Annotated in this window: 18 protein-coding genes and 1 pseudogene; 9 read left to right on the plus strand and 10 right to left on the minus strand. The window is 73.7% G+C overall.

Annotated features, from left to right (window positions below; translation table 11 throughout):
- Positions 1-360: 360 nt before the first annotated feature.
- Positions 361-1,545: a flavin-containing monooxygenase gene (locus tag ACFQZ6_RS15895; RefSeq protein ID WP_381609184.1), complete on the plus strand. Its 1,185-nt coding sequence runs from the start codon at positions 361-363 to the stop codon at positions 1,543-1,545.
- Between the two features lie 178 nt (positions 1,546-1,723).
- Here ACFQZ6_RS15895 and ACFQZ6_RS15900 read toward each other — a convergent pair whose 3' ends face one another.
- Together ACFQZ6_RS15900 and ACFQZ6_RS15905 are read right to left on the minus strand one after the other, a co-directional pair.
- Positions 1,724-2,674: a hypothetical protein gene (locus ACFQZ6_RS15900; protein WP_381609187.1), complete on the minus strand. Its 951-nt coding sequence runs from the start codon at positions 2,672-2,674 to the stop codon at positions 1,724-1,726.
- Between the two features lie 149 nt (positions 2,675-2,823).
- On the minus strand, positions 2,824-4,128 hold the full coding sequence (locus ACFQZ6_RS15905) for an MFS transporter (protein WP_381609190.1): 1,305 nt from the start codon (positions 4,126-4,128) through the stop codon (positions 2,824-2,826).
- Between the two features lie 71 nt (positions 4,129-4,199).
- Here ACFQZ6_RS15905 and ACFQZ6_RS15910 point away from each other — a divergent pair, with 71 nt between their 5' ends.
- Complete coding sequence (locus tag ACFQZ6_RS15910; RefSeq protein ID WP_381609193.1) at positions 4,200-5,228, plus strand: GlxA family transcriptional regulator; 1,029 nt, start codon at positions 4,200-4,202, stop codon at positions 5,226-5,228.
- Here ACFQZ6_RS15910 and ACFQZ6_RS15915 read toward each other — a convergent pair.
- Together ACFQZ6_RS15915 and ACFQZ6_RS15920 are read right to left on the minus strand one after the other, a co-directional pair.
- The gene (locus ACFQZ6_RS15915) at positions 5,218-5,409 is read right to left on the minus strand and encodes a hypothetical protein (RefSeq protein WP_381609195.1); all 192 of its coding nucleotides are present in this window, start codon (positions 5,407-5,409) and stop codon (positions 5,218-5,220) included. The genes ACFQZ6_RS15910 and ACFQZ6_RS15915 overlap by 11 nt on opposite strands.
- A gap of 536 nt (positions 5,410-5,945) precedes the next feature.
- A complete protein-coding gene (locus ACFQZ6_RS15920) occupies positions 5,946-6,443 on the minus strand; it encodes an ATP-binding protein (RefSeq protein WP_381609199.1) in 498 nt (165 codons plus the stop codon).
- A gap of 385 nt (positions 6,444-6,828) precedes the next feature.
- Here ACFQZ6_RS15920 and ACFQZ6_RS15925 point away from each other — a divergent pair.
- Positions 6,829-7,161 (plus strand): annotated as a pseudogene (locus tag ACFQZ6_RS15925) (AMP-binding enzyme); the annotation flags it as partial.
- Here ACFQZ6_RS15925 and ACFQZ6_RS15930 read toward each other — a convergent pair.
- Both ACFQZ6_RS15930 and ACFQZ6_RS15935 read right to left on the minus strand, forming a co-directional pair.
- Positions 7,145-7,657: an EF-hand domain-containing protein gene (locus ACFQZ6_RS15930; protein WP_381609202.1), complete on the minus strand. Its 513-nt coding sequence runs from the start codon at positions 7,655-7,657 to the stop codon at positions 7,145-7,147. The pseudogene ACFQZ6_RS15925 and the gene ACFQZ6_RS15930 overlap by 17 nt on opposite strands.
- A 152-nt stretch (positions 7,658-7,809) precedes the next feature.
- The gene (locus ACFQZ6_RS15935) at positions 7,810-8,190 is read right to left on the minus strand and encodes an STAS domain-containing protein (RefSeq protein WP_381618344.1); all 381 of its coding nucleotides are present in this window, start codon (positions 8,188-8,190) and stop codon (positions 7,810-7,812) included.
- A gap of 400 nt (positions 8,191-8,590) precedes the next feature.
- Between ACFQZ6_RS15935 and ACFQZ6_RS15940 the strand changes: the two genes are divergently transcribed.
- Positions 8,591-9,184, plus strand: coding sequence for a sigma-70 family RNA polymerase sigma factor (locus ACFQZ6_RS15940; protein WP_381609205.1), 594 nt, complete (start codon positions 8,591-8,593; stop codon positions 9,182-9,184).
- A gap of 107 nt (positions 9,185-9,291) precedes the next feature.
- Positions 9,292-10,683: a zf-HC2 domain-containing protein gene (locus ACFQZ6_RS15945; RefSeq protein ID WP_381618347.1), complete on the plus strand. Its 1,392-nt coding sequence runs from the start codon at positions 9,292-9,294 to the stop codon at positions 10,681-10,683.
- A 65-nt stretch (positions 10,684-10,748) separates the two neighbouring features.
- Here ACFQZ6_RS15945 and purU read toward each other — a convergent pair whose 3' ends face one another.
- Positions 10,749-11,630 (minus strand): formyltetrahydrofolate deformylase, encoded by an 882-nt coding sequence (gene purU, locus ACFQZ6_RS15950; protein WP_381609208.1) that lies wholly within the window; start codon positions 11,628-11,630, stop codon positions 10,749-10,751.
- Between the two features lie 46 nt (positions 11,631-11,676).
- Positions 11,677-12,177: an SCO4402 family protein gene (locus tag ACFQZ6_RS15955; RefSeq protein ID WP_381609211.1), complete on the minus strand. Its 501-nt coding sequence runs from the start codon at positions 12,175-12,177 to the stop codon at positions 11,677-11,679.
- A gap of 117 nt (positions 12,178-12,294) precedes the next feature.
- On the opposite strand from ACFQZ6_RS15955, the gene ACFQZ6_RS15960 reads away from it, so the two are divergent.
- Positions 12,295-13,680, plus strand: coding sequence for an ABC transporter substrate-binding protein (locus tag ACFQZ6_RS15960; RefSeq protein WP_381609213.1), 1,386 nt, complete (start codon positions 12,295-12,297; stop codon positions 13,678-13,680).
- A gap of 21 nt (positions 13,681-13,701) precedes the next feature.
- Here the strand turns inward: ACFQZ6_RS15960 and ACFQZ6_RS15965 are convergent, their stop codons facing one another.
- The gene (locus tag ACFQZ6_RS15965) at positions 13,702-15,294 is read right to left on the minus strand and encodes a hypothetical protein (RefSeq protein ID WP_381609216.1); all 1,593 of its coding nucleotides are present in this window, start codon (positions 15,292-15,294) and stop codon (positions 13,702-13,704) included.
- Positions 15,295-15,452: 158 nt separating this feature from the next.
- Positions 15,453-16,838, minus strand: a complete 1,386-nt coding sequence (locus tag ACFQZ6_RS15970; protein WP_381609219.1) for a transcriptional regulator — start codon at positions 16,836-16,838, stop codon at positions 15,453-15,455.
- 345 nt (positions 16,839-17,183) lie between these two features.
- On the opposite strand from ACFQZ6_RS15970, the gene ACFQZ6_RS15975 reads away from it, so the two are divergent.
- The 3 genes from ACFQZ6_RS15975 (at position 17,184) to ACFQZ6_RS15985 (ending at position 20,357) form a co-directional block, all read left to right on the plus strand.
- Positions 17,184-17,846 (plus strand): bifunctional DNA primase/polymerase, encoded by a 663-nt coding sequence (locus tag ACFQZ6_RS15975; protein ID WP_381609222.1) that lies wholly within the window; start codon positions 17,184-17,186, stop codon positions 17,844-17,846.
- A gap of 139 nt (positions 17,847-17,985) precedes the next feature.
- On the plus strand, positions 17,986-18,768 hold the full coding sequence (locus ACFQZ6_RS15980; protein ID WP_381609225.1) for an ABC transporter ATP-binding protein: 783 nt from the start codon (positions 17,986-17,988) through the stop codon (positions 18,766-18,768).
- Complete coding sequence (locus tag ACFQZ6_RS15985) at positions 18,765-20,357, plus strand: transporter (RefSeq protein ID WP_381609228.1); 1,593 nt, start codon at positions 18,765-18,767, stop codon at positions 20,355-20,357. Before ACFQZ6_RS15980 ends, ACFQZ6_RS15985 begins: the two co-directional genes overlap by 4 nt.
- The last annotated feature ends 24 nt before the right edge of the window (positions 20,358-20,381 follow it).

The raw sequence follows: 20,381 nt of genomic DNA on the forward strand, positions 1-20,381 counted from the left end.
TGGGCTGGACGGGCGGGTCGCGGTCTACGGCGCGGGGCGGAAGACGGGGATTCCGTCCCGTAAGGCGACGGTCAGGGCCAGCCCGGCCCGCGGGCGCGCCGGTGCGCGCTCCACGATCTCCGGTAGGCGCGGGGGACCACGTCTGCCGGAACATCGACGGGGCCGAGGCCGAGGGCCGGCACTCGCGTCTCCGACGTGATCCGCAGGACGGCGAACCATTCGGCGCCGGTGAGCCACGTCGTCTCCATGGGGTCCATGACTGACGCGTCCGCACACGACCCACACACCCGTGATCGATCCGCAACCAATTCCGGTCTTGACCGAGACCCAACAACACGGCATGGGATTACGCTCGCGCCCATGGCCCACTCCTCCACACCTCCCCCCGCAGACCGGCCCGTGTACGTCATAGGCGGCGGTCCGGGCGGACTCGCCGCCGCCTACGCGCTGCGCGCCGAGGGCATACGCGCGGTCGTCCTGGAGAAGGCCGACCGCGTCGGCGCGTCCTGGCGCGGCCACTACGACCGGCTGCACCTGCACACCACCCGGCGGCTGTCCGCCCTGCCCGGTCTGCCGATGCCGCGCCGCTTCGGCCGCTGGGTCTCCCGGGACAACGTCGTCCGCTACCTGGAGAAGTACGCCGAGCACCACAAGCTGGAGATCGTGACCGGTGTCGAGGTGTCCCGCGTCGACCGGGCGCCCGACGGCACCGGCTGGCTGCTGCACGCCACCGGCGGGCGGGAGCTGACCGGCGGCGCGGTGGTCGTGGCGACCGGCTTCAACCACACGCCCCGCGTCCCCGACTGGCCCGGCCGCGACACCTACACCGGCGACCTGGTGCACGCCGCGCACTACCGCAACGCCGAGCCCTACGCGGGCCGTGACGTGCTGGTCGTCGGGGTCGGCAACACCGGCGCGGAGATCGCCGTCGACCTGGTGGAGGGCGGGGCGTCGCGGGTGCGGCTGGCCGTCCGCACCACCCCGCACATCGTGCGCCGGTCCACCGCCGGGTGGGCCGCCCAGTACACCGCCGTCCTCATCCGGCGCCTCCCGGTCCGCCTGGTCGACCGGCTGGCCCGCCCGGTGGCCCGGCTGAGCGTGCCGGACCTGTCGGCGCACGGGCTGCCGCGGCCCGACACCGGCCTCTACAGCCGGGTCCGCGAGGGCGCGATCCCGGTGCAGGACGTCGGCCTGGTGGACGCGGTGCGGGCCGGACGGGTGGAGGTGGTGGCCGCCGTGGAGGGGTTCGAGGACGGCAAGGTCGTCCTCGCCGACGGTGACCGCGTCGCCCCTGACGCCGTCATCGCGGCGACCGGCTACGTCCGTGGCCTGGAGCCGCTCGTCGGCCACCTCGGCGTCCTCGACGCCCGCGGCCGACCGGTCGTGCACGGCGCCCGCACCCCCGACAACGCCCCCGGCCTGTACTTCACCGGCTTCACCAACCCGATCAGCGGCATGTTCCGGGAGATGGCGATCGACGCGGAGAAGATCGCCAAGTCGGTGACACGGAGGATGGGCGGGAAGGTGTCCCGGGTGGTGGGGTGACGGTCGCGCGGCTGACGCGCCCCGGGAACACGGTCGCCACTGACGCGCCCCGGGGTGAGGGCCATGCGGCTAGCCCGCCCCGGGGTAGCGCCCATGCGCTGACGTGCCCCGCGATCGGGTCGAGGGCCTCACGGCCTTCACGGCGCGCCGCACCCCCCGCTTCGAGGGGCGCTGAGGGTCAGTCGCGCCGCAGGACGCGCAGGTCCCCGGCGTCCGGGTCCCCGACGAACAGGAACAGCTCGGGCCTGCGCTCGGTGCCGATGACCGTCCACTCCGTCTCCTCGCCGCAGCCGCCACCGACCCGTACGAGGACGCGGTCACGGCCCTCCGTGACGAAGGACCAGTGGCCGGTGCCGTCGCACACCACGTACTCGCGGTCGTCGGAGTCGGAGTAGGAGGGCTCGGCCGTCAGTCTGGTGGCGTCGGCCCGGCCATCCGGGCGCAGCCGCAGCACCGCCCCGTCCTCGCCCCGCCAGACACCGGCGACCTGCGCCGCGGACAGCTCCGGTGGCTCGTACTCCTTGAACGGCCCCAGGCCCGTCACCGAGGCCACCCCCGCGACGCCGAAGGCGAGCAGGGCCAGCCCGAACGAGGCGAGCAGGGACGTGCCCCACAGGGCGACGGGGCCGCGCGGTGCCGTGAAGACCCTGGCCCGGCGCCGCGCCTGGGCGGCCCACAGCACGGGCACCGCCGCGAGGGCCGCGCACACCGCCGCCGTCGTGGCGAACGGCCAGCCGCACAGCACCGCGAGGACCACCGCCCAGCCCGCGCCGACGACCGTCGTGCCCAGCAGGTGCCACGCCCACGCGTGCTGACGGCCGGACCGGGCGCGGGCCGCCACCGCACGGCCGAGCAGCCAGCCCGGACCGATGTGCACCGCGACGTGGATCAGGCCCAGCACCGGGAGCATCACGTACCCCAGGACGCACACGCAGGGCAGCAACAGCAGGGCGCCGCCGTAGCCGACGCCGTACGGATCGCCCGCCATCCGCGCGAGGGACCACAGCAGCAGCACCGCGGGGCCCTGGGCCGCGCTCCCGGCCGCGGACGCGTTGACGTCGACGGTGTTCCAGGCGGCGCGCGCCCGCCGCACCCGCTGCCGTATGCCCCTGCCCCTGCCCCTGCCCACCGGCTCTCCCCACCCCACGCGCCGGAGCGTACGCCCAGCCCCCGCCTAACGGGCGGCGCCGGTGTCCGGGGCGCCCCGGCTCGCGGGGGTGCTCGCGTCCGGCGCCCCCGTCCCCGAGGGGCCGCCGCCGCTGTTCCACCGGGGCCGGTTCACGCGGCCACCGGCATAGGCGCCCGGCGCCGGATCACCAGCGACAGCAGGGCCGCCGCAGCGCACAGCGCGCCGGAGGCGTACCAGACGACGTCGTACGCCCCGAAGACGTCCCGCGCGACCCCGCCCAGCCAGGCCACCAGCGCGGCGCCGACCTGGTGGGAGGCGAGGACCCAGCCGAAGACGATCGCGGAGTCGTCGCCGTAGTGCTCCCGGCACAGGGCCATGGTCGGCGGGACGGTGGCGACCCAGTCGAGGCCGTAGAAGACGATGAAGAACACCATCGGCGGGTGCACGCTCGGCGCGAGCAGGATCGGCAGGAAGAGCAGCGAGACGCCGCGCAGGGCGTAGTACGTGGCCAGCAGGCGGCGCGCGTCGAAGCGGTCCGTGAACCAGCCGGAGGCCACCGTGCCGACCACGTCGAAGATCCCGACGACGGCGAGCAGCGAGGCCGCCGCGGTGATCGGCATCCCGTGGTCGTGCGCCGCGGGCACGAAGTGGGTCTGGATCAGCCCGTTGGTGGAGGCGCCGCAGATCGCGAAGGTGCCCGCGAGCAGCCAGAAGGGCCCGGTGCGGGCCGCCGACAGCAGCACCGTCACGGCACGGCGGGCGGCGCCCGGCACGGGCTCCGGCTTGGGTACGAACTCGGTGGCGCCGTAGGGCCGCAGCCCCACGTCCGCCGGGTGGTCGCGCAGCAGCAGCCAGACGAAGGGGACGACGGCGAGGGCGGCGAGCGACACCGTGACGGCGGCCGGGCGCCAGTCGTGGGTCTCGACGATCCAGGACAGCAGCGGCAGGAAGATGAGCTGTCCGGAGGCGGAGGCGGCGGTGAGGATGCCGGTGACCAGGCCGCGCCGTTCGGTGAACCAGCGGTTGGTGACGGTCGCGGCGAACGCGAGCGCCATGGAGCCGCTGCCCAGCCCGACCAGCAGGCCCCAGCAGAGGATGAGCTGCCACGCCGCCGTCATCCACACGGTGGCGCCGGAGCCGACCGCGATCACCGTCAGCGCGACGGCGACCACGCGCCGGATGCCGAACCGGTCCATCAGCGCGGCGGCGAACGGCGCGGTGAGCCCGTAGAGCGCGAGGTTGACGGAGACCGCCGCGCCGATGGTGCCGCGTGACCAGCCGAACTCCTGGTGCAGCGGGTCGATGAGGAGGCCCGGCAGGGAGCGGAAGGCCGCGGCGCCGATGATCGTCACGAAGGTGACGGCGGCGGCGAACCACGCCCAGTGGACGCGGGGGGACTTCGGCGGGGTGCCGTCCTGTTCGCGCGTGACGGCTGCATCGGTTGTCTGGGTCACGTCATACAGCTTCGGGTCAGTGATCCGCTCCATCGAGTGGCCCGGAGGACAGCATTCGTTAGGATCGGGCCATGGACACGGCCGACCAGACCCCCGCGAGCAGCCCGCACCGCGTCGTCGTCCTCGCCCTCGACGGCCTGCTCCCCTTCGAACTCGGCATCCCGCACCGCATCTTCGGCCGCCCCCGCGACGCCTCGGGGCGCCCCCTGTACGAGGTCGTCACCTGCTCCGTCCGCCCGCCCGGGCCGGTCGACACCGACGCCGACTTCGCCATCCAGGTCAAGCACGGGCCCGAGGCCCTCGCCACCGCCGACACGGTCATCGTCCCGGCGTCGTACGAACTCGGGCCGGTCTTCGACGACGGCGTGCCGACCCCCGAACTGGCCGCCGCCCTCGCCCGCGTCCGCCCCGGCACCCGCATGGCCTCCATCTGCACCGGCGTGTACGTCCTCGCCGTCGCCGGTTACCTGGACGGCCGCCCGGCGACCACGCACTGGGCCGACGCCGACCGGTTCCAGCGGATGTTCCCCAAGGTGCGGGTCGACCCGGACGTGCTGTTCATCGACGACGGCGACGTGCTCACCTCGGCGGGCGTCGCCGCCGGGATCGACCTGTGCCTGCACATGGTGCGCCGCGACCACGGCGCCGCCGTCGCCAACGAGGTGGCCCGCCGCACCGTCGTACCGCCGCACCGCGACGGCGGGCAGGCGCAGTACATCGAGCGGCCGGTGCCCGATCCGCAGTCCGCGACCACGACGAGCGCCCGCGCGTGGGCGCTCGGCCGCCTCGGGGAGCCGATCCAGCTCCGGGACATGGCCGCGCGGGAGTCGATGTCGGTACGGACGTTCACCCGCCGCTTCCGCGAGGAGACCGGCGTCAGCCCCGGCCAGTGGCTCACCCAGCAGCGCGTGGAGCGGGCCCGGCACCTGCTGGAGTCCACCGACCTGTCCGTGGACCAGGTGGCCCGCGAGGCGGGCTTCGGCACCGCCCAGTCGATGCGCCAGCACCTCCAGGCGGCGTTGGGCGTCACCCCTACGGCCTACCGGCGCACCTTCCGCGCGGGTACCGCCCCCGTCCGCTCCGAGGGCGTCAGAACGTGACCACCGCGCGGGCCAGGCACTCGAAGACCTGGTCGGCACCCCTGGGCAGGATCTCCCGCACGCCGTCCGCCGAGGTGCGGAAGTCGGTGGCGCCGAAGGCGACGGCGGTGTCCCGTCTCGCCGCGCGGACGACCCGGGCCAGCTCCGCCGTGAAGCCGACCTGCTGGGCGAGCGTCGACACCCCGCGCGCCCTCGGTAGCCGCCGCGAGCGCGACCGCCCGGCCGATGCCGCGTCCGGCGCCCGTCACGGTGCGGGTGCGCGCGGGTGACGTCGTGCTGGTGCGCACGGAGCAATCGACGGAGATGGGGATGCGCTCCAGGGGCGGAACCGGAACCTGGAGGAATTGTCCACAGCCTGTGGAGAAACGGGCCGGAGATGCCGGGCCGTCCGGCCGGTTCCTCTGGGCGGGGATTCCGGTTGGCGGCGCGGCGTCACCCGCGCGAGACGTCCTCCGCCGCGAGCGGGACTCGCGCGCCGCCATCCGGCTCGGCGCAGCCGCCCCGTGATTTCCCCGCGCCCTGAGGGGACCGACGCCGATTCACGACCCACACTCGTCGAGGGCTCCCGTCACCAGAGTCCTCGTCGTCCCCTCACGGCGAATCGCTGCCCACAAGCGTGAGGAAACGGACACGCCACGTCAACACCTGTTCGGAGTTTTATTACTTACGCCCTTTTTGCAGCGCACGCGCACGGAAGCACGCCCCGGGCGCACAGCGCTACACCGCCTCGTACGCCAGCCCTTCGTACCCCTCGTACCCCTGGCACGTCGGCAGCGCGCCACCCGCGTACGCCACCGAGCGCCCGTCGGCGCCGGAACAGCGGTCCAGTTCGCACCAGATGCGCTTGCCGACGCCCTCGGGGGACCAGCCCCAGCGGTCCGCGAGCCCGTCGACGAGGGCGAGCCCCCGGCCGCCGGTCGCCTCGCCGTCGACCCAGCGGGGCACCGGCGCGCGCGTGCTGAAGTCGGCCACCTCAAGGCGGACGGTCGCGGACTCGGCGACCTCCTCGGGCAGGCACAGCCGCAGTACGGCCGGACAGCCGGTGTGCACCACGGCGTTGGTGACCAGTTCGGAGACGAGCAGGATCAGGTTCTCGGCGAGCGGTTCGTCGGCCTGTATGCCCGACCCGGCGAGCCGCGACCGGGCCCACCTCCGGGCGCGCCCCACTTCAGCGGGGTCGGGCCGGATCTCCAACTGCGCTCGAAGCACCTGCACCGCTCACACCATCCGAACCGATGGACACCGAGGCTCGCGCCTCACGAGGGCCACGATCGTAGCCATTTTCCGCATGGCCAGAACAACGACCAGAGCAAGGATCACGGAACGTGAATTCCTTGCGGGACAGCATGGTTGACGTACCGTCACGCCAACAAGCGCTTCGGGCATATTCCAGCGCGAAGGAGTACCCGTGCGCGATACTGTGCGACGCCCACTCCGGGGAGTCGAACAACTGGGGGACGCAAGGCCCTCCTGGTCACCACCGGCACGCCAGGTGCCCGGAACCACTCGCATCCCACACAAGGTACCGGAGCCGGACTCCGACTCCAGGACGTGACGAGTCACGCCTGCGACACGAGCCGATATCAACGCTCCGTGAAAACGGGATGCCACGATCCGCGACATTGGCGGGTCGCTTATCGAGAAGGCCCGGACAGCAGGTCCCGCGCGAGCAGTTATCGGGCTGCCCGACGCCGAGCGCGGGGAGCGGGTGTGCGCGGTGGTCGGACAGCCGCCGGGCGCCGCCCCGCTGGCCCTGGCGGCGGTGACGGCGTACCTGCGCGCGGCGGGGCCGGCCGCGCACAAGCTGCCGGAACGGCTGGAAGTGGTCGACGCCCTGCCGCGCGACGAGACGCCGCGAAAGGGGCTCGAGTACCAGCTCCGCGACCGCTACGGGCGCGCGGAGGACGGCGGTACGGTCACTCGGGAACCGTGAAGTACCGGGCGAAGGCGGGCACGATCTCCGACTCCCCCACCTTGCCGTCACCGTCGGCGTCGAGGGCCGTGGCGACCGGCCGCGCGATGTCCTCGGGCACCCCCAGCGCGGTCAGCACGCGCGTGACGTCCGCCACGGTCGCCGCGCCGTCGCCGTCCGCGTCCGCGACGTCGAGGGCGGCGTGCAGGAAGGGGCGGGCGATCTCGGCGAACCGGTCGGGGTTGTCCCGCAGCCGCTTGACGGCGCCGCCGACGAACTCGTCCCGGGTGATGCGCTGGTCGCCGTCCCGGTCCGCTATCCCGGCCATGCCCTGCCAGAACGCCTCGGCGCCGCCGTACAGCGCCTGCCCCTTGTCGGAGCGGGCCGCCGTGCCGAACTCCGCGAGCAGCGCCTTGGCCGCGCCGCTGAAGTCCTCCCGGTCGATGGAGCCGTTGCCGTCCTGGTCGAAGATCGCGAAACGGGCCGCGATCCTGCGCTCGTACTCGCTGCTGGCCATGTCTCTCCGAGCCGCCTTACGTCGTCGCATGTCAGGTGGGGTGCGTCTGGCAGGGAGCGTACGACGGCGGCGGCGGGCGCGGCGGTGAAAAACCACGGTTGTGCCAAGACTGGGGGAACTTTGGCACAACGGTGTGGCACACGCGGGCGTGCTCAGGCCGACAGCGGCCGGGACTCCTCCGTCAGCGCCGAGTCGAGGTCGGCGTGCACGTCGAACAGCCTGCGCACGCCCAGGGCGCCCAGCACCCGGTTGACGTGGCTGCCGTCGACCGCGCCCTGCGCGGGGAGTATCAGCCGCAGCCGCCCCTGGCAGGACCGCAGCAGCCGGCGGGAGGCGATGAGCACGCCGACCCCGCTGGAATCGCAGAAGAACACCTCGGACAGATCGAGGACGAGACTGTGGCGGCCCTCGGCCACCGCGTCGTGCACCCGCTGCCGCAGCACCGGCGACGTCACCAGGTCCAGCTCGCCCGACACATGCAGCACGGCCCAGTGGCCCCGCTCGTCGCCGGTCACATTGAACGCCACCACCACGCCCTTCACTCGTCGGACCGTCCAGCAGTCCAGCCTCGGAACCGGAGGCAGCTCCTACGTTTTCCTGCCTGCGCGGCTGCCCAGCGGCCGTTCCCTGAAACACCACCGGAGAAACAGGTTCCCTTCGGCAAAGGCTTGTTTCAGTCGGCTCCGATCCGGTTCGATCGCATTCCAAACAGGCTAGGTCCATGTCTGATCAGACAGAGGGCGGGTAGGCACGACAGAAGCCGAAAGACGTGGCAAAGGTCCACTATCACCAACAGGCCGCCGGGGGGCGCACATTGCCATAAAGGGGCGTGCGTTGTCAGACATGCCGACTACATTCGAGAGGACACCGGCCGCAGGCTGGAACGGGAAGCACGGACCAGGCACGGGGCAGGGAGCACGGGGAGGGGGCAGCATGGCGCACCGGGACGCACCGCCCCGCTGGGACCGCAAGATGCAGCAGCGCCTCGCCCGCGGTGAGGCAGCCGCCCTCGGCGAGCTGTACGACCGCTTCGCCTCCCTGGTGCACGGCCTCGCCCACCGCGTCCTCGGCGACGAGCGCGCCGCCGACCGCGTCACCCGCGAGGTCTTCGCCCACGTCTGGGAGCACCCCGACGCCTACGACCCCAAGCAGGGCCCCCTGCGCTCCTGGGTCGCCGCCCTCACCCACCGGCTCGCCGTCCAGCGGCTGCGCGCCACCGAGACCGCCGCGCTGGCCGACGGCGACGGCCCCGCCACCTCGGAGGAACTGGAGCGCAAGGTCCGCCGCGCCTCCGTCGCCGCCCGCGCCGACTACATCGTCCAGTCCATGCCCGCCCCGCTGCGCGCCGCCCTGGACCTCGCCTACTTCCAGCGCCGCGACTACCGCCAGACCGCCCTCGACCTCGGCGTCACCGAGGACGAGGCCCGCCGCCGCCTCCGCCTCGGCCTGCAACTGCTCTCCACGGCCCACGACGCCGGAACCCCCGGCGCACCGCCAGGACCGCACGGGTACGGGGGTGCGGTGTGAGCGAGGCCGACCGGTTCGGGGCGTACGACAAGGACGGGGCCGGAGCCGGGGACTTCGACGACGAGACCTACGAGACGGAGACCTACGAGACCTACGAGACGTACGAGATCAACGAGACCAAGGACGAGGAGAAGGAGCGCGAGCAGGGACGGGGACGGGAGCAGGAACAGGAGGAAGGCCGGGGCCCGCGCGGCCAGCGGGGCCGCGCGAAGGGACCCGACGGGACCGGGGACGGCAGCGGCGCCGACGGCGGCCATGGCTCCGGTGACGGCGACCGGCCGCCACCCCGCATACCCTTCCCCCGCGCCTCCGTCGAGGACACCGGACGGCCCCTGCCCGCCCTCGCGGACCTGCCCGCCGAGACGGTGACCCCCGCCCCGCTCGCGCTGCCGCACCCCGTACTGAAGTCGCTGCTGGGCGCGTGGGCGCTGGCCGCCTGCTCACCGGAGGAGGCCGCCGCCGTCGAGGAGCACCTCGGTGACTGCGGCAACTGCGCCGAGGAGGCGCTCCGGCTGCGTGAGGCCGTCGGCCTGCTGCACCCCTCCGAGAGCCTCGACCTGGACCCGGCGCTGCGCACCCGCGTCCTGCAGTCCTGCCTGGACCGGCGGCCCCCGCGCATCCCGGTGCCCGGCTGGGCCATGCCGTACGACGCCGAGACCGCGCGTCTCGACGCCCTGCTCCAGGACTTCGGGGACGCCGAGTGGCACGCGCCGGTACGGCTGCGCTGGTTCGCCGGTCAGGCGGGCACCAGCCGCCGCACCACCGTCGCCGGGGTCATCGCGCACCTCCTGGCCGTGGACGGGCTGGTCGCCGTGGCCCTCGGGCTCGACGACCCGCTCGGTGACCTCACCGCCGACCCGCCCACGCCCACCGGGCGCACCGACGCCTACTGGCGGGCGGCGCACTTCCCGCCCACCCGGTCGGTGCGGGCGCCCTGGCGGGAGCAGAGCCATGACGTCGTCCGGACGGTCGCCTTCACGGGCGGGAGCGCGGCGGGCGGCGGCCTTGGGGTGTCGTACGGCACGTTCGAGCTGCCGCTGCGGGACGCCATGATCGACCGGGCGTTCGAGTGCTGGGTGCACGCGGAGGACATCGCGGAGGCGGTGGACTACCCGTACGCCCCGCCGTCCCCGCGCCACCTGCACCAGATGGTCGACCTCGCGGCCCGGCTGCTGCCGGGCGCGCTCGCCGCGCGGCGCCGGGCCGGGCTGGCCGCCCCCGGGAGCGCCCCGCACCTCGTCGCCGCGGGGGAGCCCGGGCGCACTCTACGGCTGGAGATCGAGGGGTCGGGCGGGGGCGAGTGGCTGATCCCGCTGGACTCCCCGGCGGCGGTGGGCTCCGCCGAGCACGAGGTGGCGCACGTCGCCCTCGACGGGGTGGAGTTCTGCCGTCTGGCCGCGGGGCACGTGCCCCCGGAGGAGGCGGTGGCCGGGCAGCTCGGTGACCGGTCCGCGATCAGGGAGGTGCTGTTCGCGGCGGCGGCGCTGAGCAGGATGTAGGCGCGGGCTCCCCCGCGGGCGCCCCGGCGGGCTCCCCCGCGGGCGCCCGGCGTGCTCAGGCGTGCCTAGGCGAACACCACCGTGCGGCGCCCGTTCAGCAGGATCCGGCGCTCCGCGTGCCACTTCACCGCGCGCGCGAGCGCCTGGCACTCCACGTCCCGGCCGATCGCCACCAACTGCTCCGGGGTGACGTCGTGGCCGACCCGCTCGACCTCCTGTTCGATGATCGGGCCCTCGTCGAGGTCGGCGGTGACGTAGTGGGCGGTGGCGCCGATCAGCTTCACGCCCCGGGCGTGCGCCTGGTGGTACGGCTTGGCGCCCTTGAAGCTCGGCAGGAAGGAGTGGTGGATGTTGATGATCCGCCCGCTGAGCTGCTTGCACAGGTCGTCGGAGAGGACCTGCATGTACCGCGCGAGGACGACCAGCTCCACGTCCTCCGCGCGGACGATGTCCAGCAGCCGCGCCTCCGCCTCCGCCTTGGTGTCCTTGGTCACCGGGACGTGGTGGAACGGGATGCCGTAGGAGCCCACGAGTTCGGCGAAGTCGGTGTGGTTGGACACCACCGCCGCGATCTCCACCGGCAGCGCGCCGATCCGGGCGCGGAAGAGCAGGTCGTTCAGGCAGTGCCCGAACCTGCTGACCATCAGCAGGACCCGCATCCTCTCCTCGGCCCGGTGGATCTGCCAGTCCATGTGGAAGGAGTCACCGATCGCCGCGAAGCTGGCCCGCAGCTTGTCCACGGTCACCGGCGCCTCCGCCGAGAAGTGGACCCGCATGAAGAACAGTCCCGTGTCGTGGTCGCCGAACTGCTGGCTGTCCTCGATGTTGCAGCCGGTCATGAACAGGTAGCTGGAGACGGCGTGCACGATGCCCTGCTTGTCGGGGCAGGACAGGATGAGGACGTACTGGTCGGCCGGGGCCTCGGCGGGGGCGGACTGCTCGTTCATGCAGCACAGGGTCGCATACCGGCCCCGGCGCCGGGCAGCCGTCCCGCTACGCGGACCGGGTCAGGATGCGCAGCACCTCAAGGGTGCGCGGCGGGGCGTCCGGGTCCTCGCCGTCGCTCGTCGCCATCCGTACGTGCGCGTCCCGCGCGGCACGCACCGCGTCCGGCCAGCCCTGGTGCTCGACGTAGGAGGTGACCGGCGCGTCCGGGCCGACCTGGTGCATGATCCGCAGCACCCGCAGCACGGCGGTGTCGACGAGGGCGGCCTCCTGCGAGTCGCGGAAGATCGTGCCGACGTACTTCTCGGCGGACCAGTGGTCCAGCCAGGTGTCCTCGACCAGCCGGTACACGGCGTCGGTGACGTCGCCGTAGCCGTCGACCCCGGACAGCCAGACGTCCCGCTGGAACGCCGGATCGGAGAGCATGTGCAGCGCGGAGCGCACATTGCTGCGCCAGCGCCACCACGGCATGTCGTTGAGTGGCATACCGCCCATGGTGGTGGAGCGACGGCCGCGACGGGAAGGGTTCTCCGTACCTTGCACGGTCATCGATCGTACGTTCTTCGTCTCACGGGCCTCACCAGCCCCCGCAATTCACCTCCACGTCACCGAGCGTTGACCAAGGGTCACTTCCAGGTTGGCCGTGTGGCGGAATCGTGCGGAGACATGACCGGCAGGCCACGCATCCGCAGCACATTCCGCCTCACTCCTCCCCAGCCCGTCCGAGCAGCCGCACGCGGCGTGGGGGCGCTGGTGGCGTGCGCGTCGCTCGCCGTCGGCTGCGGGGTCGTCCCCGGGGTCACGGGGGGCTCCGGGGACGACACGATCACCGTCATGACCTGGGCCCCGACGGACACGGCCGCGACCAACAAACCGGGGATGCCCGCCCTCGCGCAGGCGTACGCCCGCTGGGTCAACAGCCAGGGCGGCATCAACGGCCGCAAGCTGAGGGTCCTGCTCTGCAACGACCACAACGAGAGCCTGGCCGCCGCGAAGTGCGCGCGCCGCGCCGTCCACGAGGACGTCGTCGCCGTCCTCGGCTCCTACAGCCAGCACGCGGACTCCTTCTTCCCCATCCTCGAAGGCGCCGGAATCCCCTACATCGGCGGCTACGGCATCACGAACGCCGAGTTCACCAGCCCGCTGTCCTACCCGGTCAACGGCGGCCAGCCGGTGCTGCTCGCCGGTCTCGGCGACGCGCTGGCCCCGGACTGCGGGCCGGTCACGCTGGTACGGCCCGACACCATCGCCGGTGACGAGCTGCCCGCGATGCTGAACTCCGGCCTGGAGGCGCAGGGGCACGAGCCCGTCAAGGACGTACGGGCGGCGGAGGACGCCACCGAGTACTCCGAGCAGTCCCAGCAGGCGCTCGAAGAGGCGACCGCCGACAGCGCCGAGCAGTCGTCCGGCACCGCGGTCACCGACGGCGGCACGGGTGCCGGGAACGCCGGGGACACCGCGGGCGACGACGCGGAGAAGGGGTGCGTGGTGCCCGCGCTCGGGGACCGCACCAGCACCTTCATGGACTCCTTCCGGCGCGCCCGCGCCGACTTCCCCGAGGTGCGCACCGGGACCGTGCTGGGCAGCGCCGACCAGACCGTCGTCAACGCGTCCGGCGGCGGCGCGGGGCCGTACGAGGGGGCGTACGTCACCGGCTGGTACCCGGTGGCGAGCGACAAGCGGTGGGACGACATGAAGAAGGTCGTCAGCGAGCAGGCGTTCGCGGACAACCGCATCGACCCGGCGGACGCCGGGGCGCAGACCACCTGGATCGCCTACACCGTCTTCCAGGCCGTCGTCGCCGACCTCGGCGACGGGGAGGTGTCCGCGGACACGGTACGGCGGAAGCTGGACAGCGGGTTCCGGATCGACACGGGTGGGCTCACGCCGCCGCTGCGCTGGAAGTTCCAGGACCGGCTGGCCTCCGTGGGCTTCCCCCGGCTCGTCAACGCCGACGTCACCCTCCAGGTCGTCCGCGACGGGCGGCTGGTGGCGGCCCGCAAGGGGTTCACCGACGTGACCGAGATCCTCCAGGGCGCCGACGTCAACTGACGGCGACGGCGCCCGCGGGCCTCACAGCTGGGTGGGCTGCCGTTCGGTGAGGCCGTACGACTTCGCGATGGAGTTCCACAGCCCGGCGGCCTTGGTCTTCTGCTCGCTGGCGATACCGCTCTGGCGGTTGCCCGCGGCGGTCTGGCCGGTGCCGCTCGCCTGGCCCTTGCGGCACAGCTTCTTGTTGGCGGCGACCTGGTCGGCCCACGCCGCGTAGTGGTTGTCCGCCGACGCGGACGCCTGCCACGCCTTGGTGAGGGCGGTGGTCAGCTCGCCGTGGTGGGGCAGCTTGTCGACCGAGAGCCCGGACAGGCTGGTCACCAGGCCGGTGCGCTGCGCGGCGGCGTCCCGGAGCGACTTGGCGGCCCCGGCGAGGTTGGTGCAGGACTTCACCTCACCGACGGCCTTGATCACCGCGGCCCGGCTGTCGCCGCTGTCGGCCAGCAGCTTGTCCAGCTCCTCGGCCTGCTGGCGGGCCGGGTCGACGGTCGGGGACGGCGACGCGGAGGTCTCCTCCGTCGCGGGCGCCGTCGCGGAGACGGTCTTGGAGCCGTCGGACTGCTCGTCCCCGCCGCCGCCGAGCAGCGCGCCCGCGCCGACCCCGACGACCGCGATGGCGATGCCCACGGCGGCGAACAGCGGCACCTTCGACCCGGTACGGCCGCCCCGGCCGCCGCCGTCGTCGTCACGCCCGGCACGCCGTCCCCGGCCGCCGCCCGGCGGGTCGTACGCGCCCTGAGCGGCGTAGTGGTCCGGCTGCGGGGCGTAGTGCGCGGGCGGTTCCTCGAAGCGGGGCAGTTGCTGGGTGGCCCCGGCGGGCGCGGCGCCGCCCGGGTCGCTGCGGAAGAGGCCCTCGAACTCGGCGGGCGGCTGCCGGTCCTCGCTCTGGCCCTGGTGGCCGTAGGGGGTGCCCGCGGCCACCGGCGGTATGTACTGGGTGGCCTCGGCGTCGGGGCCCGCGGGAGCGGTTCCCGGACGCTGGGCGCGGCCCAGGTACTGCGTCGTCTCCGCGGGGGGCTGCGGGGCGGCGGCGTGACCGCCGTACGGCTGGGGCGCCTGGTGGTGGGGCTGACCGGTGCCGTGCTGCGGGGCCGGGGGCATCTCCGGGGGCAGGGCGCCGGGGCCCACCGGGGGCAGGTACTGCGTCGCGCCCTCGTCGGCGGGCTGGGGGCCGCCGTGCGAGGGGACCGGGGGCAGGTACTGGGTGGCGCCGTCCTCGGCGGGGGCGGCGGGCCGGACCGGGGGCAGGTACTGCGTCGCCTGGTCGGGCTGGCCGTACGACGGCGCGGGCGCCGCCTCCGGGGGCAGCGGGCCCGGCGCGCCCTGGGACGGCGCGCCCCACTGCTGCGGTTCGGCGGGCGGCGCGCCCCAGCCGCCCGCCTGGGGCTGCGCGGGCGGCTGGGCCTGGGGCTGGGCGGGGGCCGGGTACTGCTCTCCCCCGGCGGGGCCCCAGGGCTGGCCCCAGGTCTGTCCCGCGGGCGGGGCGGTGTGCCGCGGGCCACCGGGCCCTGCCGTCGTACCCGGCAGCAGCGGTTCGCCACCGTCGGAGGGCAGCACGATGCCTTCGTGCGCGGTTCGCGCCGAGGGCTCCTCGCCCTGTCCACTCTGCGTCACCGGGACTCCTACGAATGGGGGACCTTCGGAATCGTCGGCTCACGCTACCGGGTCCCCCAAGTCCCATGCCACGCAGGACAGAACCGGGCCTCCTTCCCTGTGACCACCGTTACAAACCCAGCCGCCGTCTCAACTGACCCTTGAGTAGCGGTCGACCCTCAGGCCGCCGCCTGCAACTCCAGTCGCGCCCCGAACTCCCGCACCACGGGCTCGTCCCGGAACGGCTCAAGGCGCTGCTGGAAGTCCTCCAGGTACTCGGCGCCCCGGTTGGAGCGCAGGGTCTCCAGGAGTTCCACCGCCTTCAGGCCCGTGTGGCACGCCTGCTCGACCTCGCGCTGCTGGACCTGCGCGGTGGCCAGCAGGACGTAGCCGATGGCCCGTCGACGGGCGCGGCCCTCGGGATGCCCGGCCAGGGACTCCTGCGCGTACCGCGCCGCCGAGGCGGCGTGACCGAGGTCACGGTGGCAGTGCGCCAACTCGTCCGCGAGGTACGCCTCGTCGAAGTGCGCGATCCACGCGGGGTCGTCCCCGGAGGCGCCGGCGGCCTGCTCCATCGCGCTCACCGCCCGCCCCGTCGCCGCCTGCGCGGCCCGCGCGTCCCCGAGGACGGCGTGCCCGCGGGCCTCCGCGGCGTGGAACATCGCCTCCGCGCGCGGGGTCACCCGCCCGCGGGCCCCCTCCTGCGCCGCCCGCGCGAGCTGCGCGATCTCCCGCGGGTTGCCCAGTTGGGCCGCGAGGTGGCTCATGGACGCCGCCAGCACATAGCCGCCGTACCCGCGGTCCCCGGCGGCCTGCGCGAGGCGCAGCGCCTGGATGTAGTACCGCTGCGCCAGCCCCGGCTGGCCGGTGTCGACGGCCATGTACCCGGCCAGCTCCGTCAGCCGGGCGACCGCGGCGAACAGGTCACGCCCGACGGACTCCCGGTAGGAGCCCGCGAGCAGCCCGGAGACGACGCTGTTGAGGTAGTGCACGACGACGGGCCGCACGTGCCCGCTGCCGTACTGGTGGTCCAGGTCGACCAGCGCCTGGGTCATCGCGCGGACGGCCGCCACGTCGGACGGCCCCACGCGCGGGCCCGCCGAGCGGGACACCTGGGAGTCCGGCGCGGAGATCAGCCAGTCCCGGCTGGGCTCGACCAGCGCGGACGCGGCGACGGAGGAGCCGGACAGGAAGTCCCGGCGCCCCACGTCGCTGCGCCACAGCTCGCAGACCTGCTCGATGGCTCCCAGTACCGTCGGCGAGAACTGGAGGCCGACGCCGGACGCGAGGTTCTTGCCGTTGGCCATGCCGATCTCGTCGATCGTGACCGTACGGCCGAGTTTGCGCCCGAGCGCCTCTGCGATGATCGCCGGGGCCCGACCACGCGGCTGCTGACCGCGCAGCCAACGGGCCACGGACGTTTTGTCGTACCGCAGGTCGAGTCCGTGCTCGGCGCCGCACATGTTGACCCTGCGGGCCAGCCCGGCGTTCGAGCAACCGGCTTCCTGGATGAGCGCCTGCAACCGTTCGTTCGGCTGCCGCGCGACAAGCGGCCTTGCGGCCATGGCGTAACCCCCTGTGGCTGCGGTGCCTGCCCGCGCACCGAGTTGACGTGTCTTCCCGGCCGGGACCCGTCGGGCACCGGCCAGTGCCGGGCACCGAAGGATTCCGGCCGTGAAGATCAATGCCCAGTGGACATACCGAAAATGCGAGGCTTGCGAGGATTGCCGGAAGGCCGTCCGAGCCGCCCCCTCACCCAACGGCCCGCGTCGTCCCCCCACCTGGTTACCCACCCGTCGCCGCCGATCCTCCCGCGCGCCCCCGGACATGCACCCGTGCGCCCCGGACCGGGCGTCGGTGCTCCTCCCCCGCGCGCGAACCGGCCGTAACCCGCGGTGGGCACGGGAGTTGTGTTGGGCGTGGAAGAGACGATCCCGGCCACCGATGCCGTCCAGATTCCGAAGCAGCGCGGGGAATCGCTGCTGGAGACCGCAGTTCGCTACGCCGAGGACCGCCACTGGGACGTGTTCCCCGGCACCTGGCTGGAAGCGGTCGACGGTGTGCAGCTCTGCTCCTGTGGTGACGCCGCGTGCGATGCGCCCGGGGCGCACCCCCAGCGCCCGGACTGGGCGACGCAGGCGACGGGCAGCGCGACCGTCGCACGCCGGATGTGGCAGAAGCAGCCGAACGCGTCGATCCTGCTGCCGACGGGACGCACCTTCGACGCGGTCTCCGTCCCGGAGACGGCCGGGTTCCTGGCGCTGGCCCGGATGGAGCGGATGGGGCTACGGCTCGGGCCGGTGACGCTGACGCCGGACCGGCGGATGCGGTTCTTCGTGCTGCCGGGGGCGGCGGTGAAGGTGCCGGAGCTGGTACGGAAGCTGGGCTGGGCGCCCGCGTCCCTGGATCTGGTGGCGTGCGGGGAAGGGGCGTACGTGGCGGCGCCGCCCACGCGGTTCGGGTCGCGGGGGGCGGTGCAGTGGGCCTGCCGACCTACCGCGGTGAACCGGTGGCTGCCGGATGTGGAGGAGTTGATCTCGCCGTTGGCTTATGCGTGTGGGCGGGATCGGTGAGGGTGCCTTCTCGTCTGCCGGGTTGATCCCTCGTCGGCGGGTGCGGGTCGTGTGTGGCTGATCGCGCCCACGCGGCGGAGCCGCATATCGACACAGCCCCGCGCCTTTTTGGGGCGCGTCCCCGCCGTAGGGTTTGGACATGACCAAGTCAGACGTGGTGGCCGTGCGTGTGCGGGGGCTCTGGAAGCGGTTCGGGGAGCAGGTCGCCGTCGGGGGGATCGATCTGGAGTTGCCCGCGGGGCGGTTCATCGGGCTGGTCGGGCCCAACGGGGCGGGGAAGACGACGACGCTGTCGATGGTGACGGGGCTGCTGCGGCCCGATCAGGGGACCGTCGAGGTCGTCGGGCACGACGTGTGGCGGGACCCGGTGGAGGTCAAGGCCCGCATCGGGGTGCTGCCGGAGGGGCTGCGGCTGTTCGAGCGGCTGTCGGGGCGTGAACTGCTCGCCTACACCGGCCGGTTGCGGGGGCTGCCCGGCGCCGAGGTCGACAAGCGGACCACCCAGCTCCTCGACGTCCTCGACCTGGCGGGGGCGCAGCACAAGCTCGTCGTCGACTACTCCACCGGGATGCGCAAGAAGATCGGTCTCGCCGCCGCGCTGCTGCACAACCCCGAAGTGCTCTTCCTGGACGAGCCGTTCGAGGGCGTCGACCCGGTGTCCGCGCAGACCATCCGGGGCGTCCTGGAGCGCTACACCGCCTCCGGCGCGACCGTGGTGTTCTCCTCGCACGTGATGGAGCTGGTGGAGTCGCTGTGCGACTGGGTGGCCGTCATGGCCGCCGGGCGGATCCGTGCGACCGGGCCGCTCGCCGACGTCCGCGGCGACGCCGCCACCCTCCAGGAGGCGTTCCTCAGCCTGGTCGGCGCGGGCGGCCGGGACGCCGCCTCCCACCTCGACTGGCTGGGCGGCGGGGCCCGATGACGAGCGCCACCGCCACCCTCGTACGGCTGAAGCTGTCGCTGTTGCGCAACGGGCTGCGGCGGTCCGGCGGGCGGCGGGCCGCGTACATCGCGTCGGGGGTGTTCGCGCTGCTCGTCGCCGCGGGGCAGTTGCTCGGGCTGGTGCTGCTGCGCGGCGACGCGCACGCCGACGCCGTCGTCGTGCTGCTGACGGCGCTGCTGGCGCTCGGCTGGGCGGTGATGCCGCTGTTCTTCCCCGGCGGCGACGAGACCCTGGACCCGACCCGGCTGGTGATGCTGCCGCTGCGGCCCAGGCCGCTGGTGCGGGCGCTGCTCGCGGCCTCCCTGGTCGGCATCGGGCCGCTGTTCACGCTGTGCCTGACCGTCGGCGCGGTGGTCGCGGTGGCGCACGGCGCGGCCGGGTACGTCACCGCCGTCGTCGCCGTGCCGCTGGTGCTGCTGGTGTGCGTGGCGCTCGCGCGGGCCGTCGCCGCGGCCAACGTACGGCTGCTGACCAGCCGCAGGGGCCGCGATCTGGCGGTGCTGAGCGGACTGGTCATCGCGGTCGGCGCGCAACTCGTCAACTTCGGTGTGCAGCGGGTGGGCACGGCCGGCCTCGGGCAGCTCGACCCGTTCGCCGACGTGGTGCGCTGGATACCCCCCGCGTCCGCGATCGACGCGGTGGACTCGATGAGCCAGGGCGCGTACGGGACCGGGCTGCTGCAACTCGCGTTGAGCGGCGCCGCCGTGGCGCTGCTCGTCCTCCTCTGGTCGGAGCACCTGAACCGGCTGATGACCGCACCGGACGGGTCCACCCTCCAGGCCGCGGGCGACGGCGCCGCGCGGGAGCGGGCGGGGGCGAGCGGGCTGGCGCGGCTGCTGCCCGGCGGGCGCACCGGCACCGTCATGGAGCGCAGCCTGCGGTACGTGTGGCGCGACCCCAAGACCAAGGCGGCCTGGGTGACGTCGCTGGCGATCGGGCTGATCGTGCCGGTGTTCAACGCCCTCCAGGGCACCGGGTCGATCTACTTCGCCTGCTTCGCCGCGGGGATGCTCGGCATCCAGATGTACAACCAGTTCGGTCAGGACACCTCCGCCTTCTGGATGGTCGCGATGACCATCTCCTCCCCGCGGGACGCCTACGACGAACTACGCGCGCGTGCCCTCGCCCTGCTGATGGTCACCCTGCCGTACGCCACCCTCGTCACCGTCCTGACGACGGCCATGCTCGACGACTGGGCCCGGCTGCCGGAGGCGCTGGGGCTGTCCTTCGCGCTGCTCGGCGCGATGCTGGCGACCGGGGCGTGGGCGTCGGCGCGCTTCCCGTACTCCATCCCGCAGGACAGCCACAAGAACGTCGCCCCCGGGCAGGCGGGCATCGCCTGGATCGCGGTGTTCGGCGGGATGCTCGCGGCGGCCCTGCTGTGCGCGCCGGTCATCGCCGCGGCGATCTGGCTGCACACCAGCGACGGCGGCGACGACTGGACGTGGCTGCTGCTGCCCGGCGGCACGGCGTACGGGGCGGCGCTGTTCCTCGCGGGGCTGCGGCTCGCCGCGCCGCGGACCGCCGCGCGGCTGCCGGAGATCCTCGCGGCGGTCAGCAAGGGATGACGGCGCCGTAACGGTTCGTTTCAG

The organism is Streptomyces flavalbus (assembly GCF_042674625.1).
GTDB classification, from domain to species: Bacteria; Actinomycetota; Actinomycetes; order Streptomycetales; family Streptomycetaceae; genus Streptomyces; species Streptomyces flavalbus.

Excerpts from the sequence above, each read along its gene's own strand:
- ACFQZ6_RS15970 (WP_381609219.1), bottom strand. The coding sequence starts at position 16,838 with ATGGCCGCAAGGCCGCTTGTCGCGCGGCAGCCGAACGAACGGTTGCAG.
- ACFQZ6_RS15960 (WP_381609213.1), top strand. The coding sequence starts at position 12,295 with ATGACCGGCAGGCCACGCATCCGCAGCACATTCCGCCTCACTCCTCCC.
- ACFQZ6_RS15940 (WP_381609205.1), top strand. The coding sequence starts at position 8,591 with ATGGCGCACCGGGACGCACCGCCCCGCTGGGACCGCAAGATGCAGCAG.
- ACFQZ6_RS15985 (WP_381609228.1), top strand. The coding sequence starts at position 18,765 with ATGACGAGCGCCACCGCCACCCTCGTACGGCTGAAGCTGTCGCTGTTG.
- ACFQZ6_RS15955 (WP_381609211.1), bottom strand. The coding sequence starts at position 12,177 with ATGACCGTGCAAGGTACGGAGAACCCTTCCCGTCGCGGCCGTCGCTCC.
- ACFQZ6_RS15910 (WP_381609193.1), top strand. The coding sequence starts at position 4,200 with ATGGACACGGCCGACCAGACCCCCGCGAGCAGCCCGCACCGCGTCGTC.
- purU (WP_381609208.1), bottom strand. The coding sequence starts at position 11,630 with ATGAACGAGCAGTCCGCCCCCGCCGAGGCCCCGGCCGACCAGTACGTC.
- ACFQZ6_RS15895 (WP_381609184.1), top strand. The coding sequence starts at position 361 with ATGGCCCACTCCTCCACACCTCCCCCCGCAGACCGGCCCGTGTACGTC.
- ACFQZ6_RS15980 (WP_381609225.1), top strand. The coding sequence starts at position 17,986 with ATGACCAAGTCAGACGTGGTGGCCGTGCGTGTGCGGGGGCTCTGGAAG.
- ACFQZ6_RS15930 (WP_381609202.1), bottom strand. The coding sequence starts at position 7,657 with ATGGCCAGCAGCGAGTACGAGCGCAGGATCGCGGCCCGTTTCGCGATC.